Annotated in this window: 5 protein-coding genes, 1 tRNA gene and 1 pseudogene; 4 read left to right on the top strand and 3 right to left on the bottom strand. The window is 63.1% G+C overall.

Annotated elements, in window-relative coordinates; all coding sequences use genetic code 11:
- A pseudogene (locus tag JMF90_RS23130) lies at positions 1–480 on the top strand (chorismate mutase); the annotation flags it as partial.
- 30 nt (positions 481–510) lie between these two features.
- Here JMF90_RS23130 and JMF90_RS23125 read toward each other — a convergent pair.
- Both JMF90_RS23125 and JMF90_RS23120 read right to left on the bottom strand, forming a co-directional pair.
- Positions 511–1,638 carry an exonuclease domain-containing protein gene (locus tag JMF90_RS23125; RefSeq protein WP_006476614.1) on the bottom strand — a complete coding sequence of 376 codons (1,128 nt, stop codon included), beginning with the start codon at positions 1,636–1,638 and terminating at the stop codon, positions 511–513.
- Positions 1,639–1,779: 141 nt separating this feature from the next.
- Positions 1,780–1,983 carry a cold-shock protein gene (locus JMF90_RS23120; RefSeq protein ID WP_006476615.1) on the bottom strand — a complete coding sequence of 68 codons (204 nt, stop codon included), beginning with the start codon at positions 1,981–1,983 and terminating at the stop codon, positions 1,780–1,782.
- A 392-nt stretch (positions 1,984–2,375) separates the two neighbouring features.
- Here JMF90_RS23120 and JMF90_RS23115 point away from each other — a divergent pair, with 392 nt between their 5' ends.
- Together JMF90_RS23115 and JMF90_RS23110 are read left to right on the top strand one after the other, a co-directional pair.
- Positions 2,376–2,642: a hypothetical protein gene (locus JMF90_RS23115; protein WP_011544851.1), complete on the top strand. Its 267-nt coding sequence runs from the start codon at positions 2,376–2,378 to the stop codon at positions 2,640–2,642.
- Between the two features lie 503 nt (positions 2,643–3,145).
- A complete protein-coding gene (locus JMF90_RS23110; RefSeq protein WP_012328103.1) occupies positions 3,146–4,297 on the top strand; it encodes a porin in 1,152 nt (383 codons plus the stop codon).
- 94 nt (positions 4,298–4,391) lie between these two features.
- Here JMF90_RS23110 and greB read toward each other — a convergent pair whose 3' ends face one another.
- On the bottom strand, positions 4,392–4,955 hold the full coding sequence (gene greB / locus JMF90_RS23105) for a transcription elongation factor GreB (RefSeq protein ID WP_006476618.1): 564 nt from the start codon (positions 4,953–4,955) through the stop codon (positions 4,392–4,394).
- Between the two features lie 129 nt (positions 4,956–5,084).
- Here greB and JMF90_RS23100 point away from each other — a divergent pair.
- Positions 5,085–5,161: transfer RNA gene (locus JMF90_RS23100), tRNA-Arg, on the top strand.
- Positions 5,162–5,176: the final 15 nt, after the last annotated feature.

Genomic DNA, 5,176 nt, shown 5'->3' with positions numbered 1-5,176 from the left:
CGCTCGCGTCGCAGCGCCTCGCGCTCGCCGAACCCGTGGCGCGATGGAAATGGGCGAATCACAAGGCCATCGAGGACCGGCCGCGCGAAGCGGCCCTGCTCACCGAGGTCGAAAAAACGTGCCGTCCAGGCCGGCGTCGATCCCGCGTTCGCCCGAACGTTCTTCGAGGATCAGATCACGGCAAGCAAGGACGTGCAGAACGCACTGTTCGCGACCTGGCGCACGACGCGGCCGCCGGAAGGCGCGCCGCCCGATCTCGCCACCAGCACGCGGCCGGCACTCGACCGGCTGACGCAGAAGATGCTCTCCGGTCTCGCGCAGGTCGCCCCGCTTCGCGAGGCGCCTGATTGCCAGGCGCGGCTCGCGCGCAGCATCGCGAACTGGAAGACGCTCACGCGCTACGACTCCACGCAGACGCAGGCGCTCGATACCGCGCTGTCGCACGTCTGCTCCGCCGGCGGGGCCAGCGCGATCGGCTGACGCGGGTGCAGTGACGGAGGCCTGCGGCGCTCAATCCGCCGGCGTGAGCGCCACGAGCGGAATCACTTGCAGGCCGCGCGCGAGATGCGTCTGCAGCAGGCGATGGGTGAACGGTTCGAACGTGCCGTCCGTCGCGTCGGCCACGAGCCGCGCGGCCGCATCGAGCGACTCCGCCGAACCGAGATAGCACCAGCCGTCGATCACGTGAAACAGGCGGCGCTCGCCGCTCGCCTCGAACGCGACGGCGCCTTCGAACGGCCAGGGCGCCCCGCCCGCGCGGACGGCGTCGGCTGCGGGGCGCCGGTTGTACGACGGGCGCAACCGCGCGATCCATTGCGCTTCGGCGAGCATCGCCCCCAGCTCGTTGCCGGTCTCGCGCCATTCGACGCGCCGCACCTGCTGCGCGAGCCGCATTTCCTTCGACGAGCGGCGCTCGCCGGTCAGCAGCGCACGCAGCCGCTGCCGCACGCGCACACTGCGGCCGACATACAGCGCTTCGTCACGCTCCCCGAACAGCGCATACGCGCCGCACCCTGCCGGCGCTGTATCCAGCCAGGCCTCGGTGAGATCGCCGCCCAGACGGAAATGGCGCGTCGTCCGCGCGATCTGCTCGCGCAGCCGCTCGAGCGGCACGATGTCGTGCAACTGGCGCCAGAACTGCCAGAGCAGGTCGGCATCGGCCAGCGCGCGATGGCGCGCGGCCGGAACGAGCCCATGCCGTTCGATCAACGCGTCCAGCCCATGCCGCGATTCGCGCGGAAACAGCGCGCGCGACAGCCGCACCGTACAGAGCACATCGGGATTGAAGGCCAGCCCCGCGCGCTCGAATTCAGCGCGCAGGAAGCCGCGGTCGAAGCTCGCGTTGTGCGCGACGAACAGCTTGCCGTCGAGCCGCTCGAACAGTGCCGGCGCGAGCGACGCGAACGTCGGCGCGTCACGCACCATCGCGTCCGAAATGCCCGTCAGTTGCTGGATGAACGGCGGAATCGCCTGCCCCGGATTGACGAGGCTCGTCCACGTCGATACGCCGAGCGGCCCGATTTCGACCACGCCGATTTCGGTGATGCGGTGATCGGCGAGCGAGCCGCCGGTGGTTTCAAGGTCGACGAAGACGAGCGGCTGTTCGCTGGCGGGATCGGACGGACGGGAATCGGACATGAAAAGACTGGGAAACGATGCTTCCGTGAGTATGCACCGGCAGGCGCACTCGCGACCAGCCCGGACCGGGTCGTTCCGTCCCCGGAAAGCAAAAAGCCCCCGCGATGCGGGGGCCGGACGTGATCGGCAATGCGTGGCGCGTCAGACCGCCTGGATATTCGCTGCCTGCTTGCCTTTCGGCCCGACTTTGACGTCGAACGAGACACGCTGGTTTTCCTTCAGCGTCTTGAAGCCGTCCATCCGGATTTCGGAAAAGTGCGCAAACAAATCTTCACCGCCATTGTCCGACGTAATAAAACCAAAGCCTTTAGCATCGTTAAACCATTTCACGATACCGGTATCCATGTCTTCGTTCCCCACTCGATAAGATCAAAAAAGCTATTTTTATAGCCGTTACCCGAAACCCGAAACATTGCGCCGGCACCCGCACCAGCACGCCGCCCGAGGACGGAGTGCTGACTTTATAAATTGGACAATCCGGGTGCGTCAAGAAAATTTTTGGCGGCTCTTTTATCGAAAAGATGCTAATACCACTGGAATCGGCACACCATCGCCTTTGATTAATTGATTCGCATCAAAAACCTGTCAATATTACCGGGACCGGATCGTTAATAATGCGGGCCGTGAAATTCCTACCGGGGACAAATCGACCCGGTAAAATCCTCGGGTTTTTTCCGGGTTGCGGAAATCCGGGGACGTTGCGATCCTGAATCAACGCCGAAAGGAAGGAGAGGGTCATGTGGCTGGACGGAATCAAGCGCTTCGCGAGCCGGCTCGGACGCGTACGTCGCAAGTCCCGCGCCCTGGCCGAGTCCGCGCGCGAAGCGCCGTGCGACACCGAATTCGATATGACGTGGCACGGCGATCACTGGCAGAACCTGCTCGCATCGCCCCTGGATGCCCGTCACTACGTGATGGAAGACTGGACCTACACGCCGCCGCCGGTCGAAGCAGAAGATGCCGCGCCCGCGGGCAAGCGCAAGCGCCGCTCGTACACGCGGTAAGCGCACCGGGCAGCGGGGCAAAAAAAAAGCGCGACTGGGAAGTCGCGCCGACAAAGGTTTGGAGATCTTTTCCGTCAACGAAAAAGTCTGCTTCGGAAAGCAGAGATCGCAGTATAGCGAGAGAACCACCTTTCATTATCCATGCTCCACACAAACCTCTATTGCCGATGTGTCAATAATCGCGCTATAGCCGCTCCTGTCCGCTGCTGACCGTCTGTCGCACACGCGCAACGCCCGTTACGTACTCCTGATCGCTATTTCCCTTCGCCGCACTGCCGCAAACCCTTACCGGGCAATGGTTTCCGCGTTTTTTTCAATTTTTGCGGATTCCAAAATACACTATTTCTTAAAGTGTGAGCCGCGCCCGCTTCGCACCCTCCGTACACTGCGGATGGATTTCTGATAAGCGCACCGCCGCTCTGCCGGGCCGGCTACAGCGTCAAGCAAAACACGGCCAGTCCGCCGCAGGTTCGATCGACATCATCCTGTTTGGAGACAGATCCATGAAAAAAACCCTGATCGTCACCGCGTTGTCGGGTGTATTCGTTACCGCAGCCCATGCTCAAAGCAGCGTTACGCTGTACGGCCTGATCGATGCAGGCATCACCTACACGAACAATCAGGGCGGGCATAGCTCATGGTCGGAACGCAGCGGCCAGATCAACGGCAGCCGCTGGGGCCTGCGCGGCACGGAAGATCTCGGCGGCGGACTGAAAGCCATCTTCGTGTTGGAGAACGGCTTCAACATCGCCAACGGCACGCTGGGCCAAAATGGCCGCGAGTTTGGCCGCCAGGCGTTCGTCGGCCTGTCGCAAGACCAGTTTGGCTCCGTCACCCTCGGTCGCCAATACGATAGCGTCGTCGATTACATCGGGCCGCTGTCGCTGACCGGCACGCAATTCGGCGGCACCCAATTTGCCCACCCGTTCGACAACGACAACCTGAACAATTCGTTCCGGATCAATAACTCGGTCAAATATACGAGCGTCAATTTCGGCGGCCTGAAGTTCGGCGCGTTGTACGGCTTCTCGAACAGCAACCAGTTCTCGAACAACCGCGCATACAGCGCGGGGGTGTCGTACACCTACGCCGGCTTCAACATCGGCGCCGGCTACCTGCAGTTGAACAATGACATCTCGGGCCTCACGGCAGCTGCGGTCACCAACAGCGCCGGTGCGGTGGCAGGCGACAACACGTTCGTCGGCAAGCGTCAGCGCGTGTTCGGCGGCGGCCTGAACTACACGTTCGGCCCCGCAACGGCCGGCTTCGTATTCACGCAAACGCGGGTGAACCGGGCGCTCGGCATCTCCGCGGGCGCCTCGGGCGTGTCGAGCGGCCTGGGTCTCGACGGCACGTTCGCCCGCTTCAACAACTACGAAGTGAACGCGCGCTACGCGCTCACGCCGGCCTTGTCGCTGGCCGGGTCGTACACGTACACCGCCGGCTTCCTGGACGGCCGTCATCCGGGCTGGAATCAGTTCAACCTGCAGACCGACTATGCGCTGTCCAAGCGGACCGACGTGTATGTGCAAGGCGTGTATCAGCGAGTCAGCACGGACGGCCTGGGCATCGGCGCCTATGTCAATGGCCTCGGTGGCGCTTCGTCGACCAACAAGCAGATCGCGGTGACCGCCGGCCTGCGCCATCGCTTCTGAGCAACCGGCAGCGCCAACGCCAACGCAACGTACGCGCGAATAAAAAAGCGCCCACATCGGGGCGCTTTTTCTTGGCTGCATCGGACCGATACGCTCAGGCGTCGCCCCGCGCCGGATACCGGACGTCGAGTATGTCGATCGGCTGCGGGCCGGCCGGCGTCATCAGCGTGACGGTGTCGCCGATCTTCGCCTTGATCAGCGCACGCGCGACGGGCGAAATCCAGCTGACGCAGCCGCGATCGAGGTCGACCTCGTCGATCCCGACGATCGTCACCGTGTGATCCTCGCCGTCCGGCGTCTCGTAATCGACCGTCGCGCCGAAGAACACCTGGTCGACATTCTCCTGCCGGCTCGCGTCGACGACTTCGGCGAGGTCGAGTCGCTTCGTCAGGAAGCGGATGCGGCGATCGATCTCCCGAAGCCGCCGCTTGCCGTAGATGTAGTCGCCGTTCTCCGACCGGTCGCCGTTCGATGCGGCCCACGACACGAGCCGCACGACCTCGGGGCGCTCGACGTCGATCAGGTTCAGCAGCTCGTCCCGCAGCCGCTTGTGGCCGGCCGGCGTGATGTAGTTTTTCGCACCCGCCGGAATCGCGGGTTGAGCCTGGTCGAGATCGTCGTCGTCACCGTCCGACTCTTTGACAAACGCCTTGTTCATGATGCAGATTCAACGTGGATGACTGATCCCCCAAGGGTACACGAAGGGCGGCCGGCCAAGGCCATGGCACCAAATTCGCGAATAAGGCTTCCCTTTTTATACGACTCTGCTATACTTCCGCTTCTGCGTGCGGCTGTAGCTCAGTTGGATAGAGTACTTGGCTACGAACCAAGGGGTCGTGGGTTCGAATCCTGCCAGCCGCGCCACTTTTTCGAGGGCCT

Origin of the sequence: Burkholderia sp. E168m23 (genome assembly GCF_016586125.1) — a bacterium.
GTDB classification, from domain to species: Bacteria; Pseudomonadota; Gammaproteobacteria; order Burkholderiales; family Burkholderiaceae; genus Burkholderia; species Burkholderia orbicola.
This window is presented reverse-complemented; position numbering and strand designations above follow the sequence as displayed.

Bases quoted from the DNA above. Each gene is read 5' to 3' on its own strand.
- JMF90_RS23110 (WP_012328103.1), top strand. From the start codon at position 3,146: ATGAAAAAAACCCTGATCGTCACCGCGTTGTCGGGTGTATTCGTTACC.
- JMF90_RS23120 (WP_006476615.1), bottom strand. From the start codon at position 1,983: ATGGATACCGGTATCGTGAAATGGTTTAACGATGCTAAAGGCTTTGGT.
- JMF90_RS23115 (WP_011544851.1), top strand. From the start codon at position 2,376: ATGTGGCTGGACGGAATCAAGCGCTTCGCGAGCCGGCTCGGACGCGTA.
- JMF90_RS23125 (WP_006476614.1), bottom strand. From the start codon at position 1,638: ATGTCCGATTCCCGTCCGTCCGATCCCGCCAGCGAACAGCCGCTCGTC.
- greB (WP_006476618.1), bottom strand. From the start codon at position 4,955: ATGAACAAGGCGTTTGTCAAAGAGTCGGACGGTGACGACGACGATCTC.